This window comes from Bacillus cereus group sp. N21, assembly GCF_016483395.1.
GTDB classification, from domain to species: Bacteria; Bacillota; Bacilli; order Bacillales; family Bacillaceae_G; genus Bacillus_A; species Bacillus_A pseudomycoides.
Window position 1 is genome coordinate 1 of the sequence record NZ_JAEHBX010000205.1, and the last position, 917, is coordinate 917.

Below are 917 nucleotides of genomic sequence, written 5' to 3' on the forward strand. Positions count from 1 at the left end.
ATACCTACATTTTGTGATATCCAGTTCATCAAAAATCTAAAAATATAGGTTGACTAATCGTAAGAAATAACAAAGATCCTAGTCCGCCTGTTCAACTTCCTACAGAAGAATGGACGGAAATCTCATCGATATGAGAAGAAAACAGTCTTTGATATTTTGGGTGTTGTCTATGAGTATAATGGATTGAGAAAGCAAAAGAAAGCTGCATAATTTTTAAAAACGGTACCTATCTAGGTTTATTTGGTGTACTCATTTTTAAAGATACCAAATATTTTAAGAGTTTTTTCGTTTATATGAACGAAAGTTCATCTTGTTTTCTCTCTTAAGTTGATGGGCATGGGGTCACCATATCAAAAAAAGAAAATTGTACGTTTAGACACATTTTAGCCGGTTCCCTGTACGTTAAGGAATTAGTTTTTATTATTTTTCATTTGATTTATCCTTAAAAAGAACGTTGTATGTTTCATCTTTTTCACTCAATGTAGCGAAAACAGGAAAAATCCACAGGAATAATGGATCTACGTTGAGTAATCTCGTTCCTGAAAATTGTCTTAATGTATCAGCTGACAGATATTGAGTTTGAAGACAATACGGGCAGTCTTTCCCTTCTCTTTTAAAGAACAATGACCATACCTGCAAAGCATTCCATCTTCTTTTGCAATTTGTGCAACGCGTCATAAAAACTTCCCCCTTCTATATTTATCGTTTAAAACTTATAGTTAGAGTGTTTCTTCTACAAACAAAAGTCTACTGTTCCTATATGCTGTACAGCGGTTTATATACTTATACCGCTTCCTTAATTGCAAAACATAACTAAAAGGTAAAAGAAAAGGGTTCTGGTGCAAAGTTTCCGAAGACATAAAGAGATGGGGAATATTGCGGACCAGTTTTATGAAACTATTAATAATTCATGTAAT

1 protein-coding gene and 1 pseudogene are annotated in these 917 nt (G+C 33.0%); one reads left to right on the plus strand and one right to left on the minus strand.

Translation table 11 applies throughout. The features are described 5' to 3' along the window. Positions 1 to 63: 63 nt before the first annotated feature. Positions 64 to 210, plus strand: a pseudogene (locus tag JDS96_RS30490) (IS4 family transposase); the annotation flags it as partial. A gap of 210 nt (positions 211 to 420) precedes the next feature. Here the strand turns inward: JDS96_RS30490 and JDS96_RS30495 are convergent. After that, the gene (locus JDS96_RS30495; RefSeq protein ID WP_098807089.1) at positions 421 to 678 is read right to left on the minus strand and encodes a hypothetical protein; all 258 of its coding nucleotides are present in this window, start codon (positions 676 to 678) and stop codon (positions 421 to 423) included. Between the last annotated feature and the right edge of the window lie 239 nt (positions 679 to 917).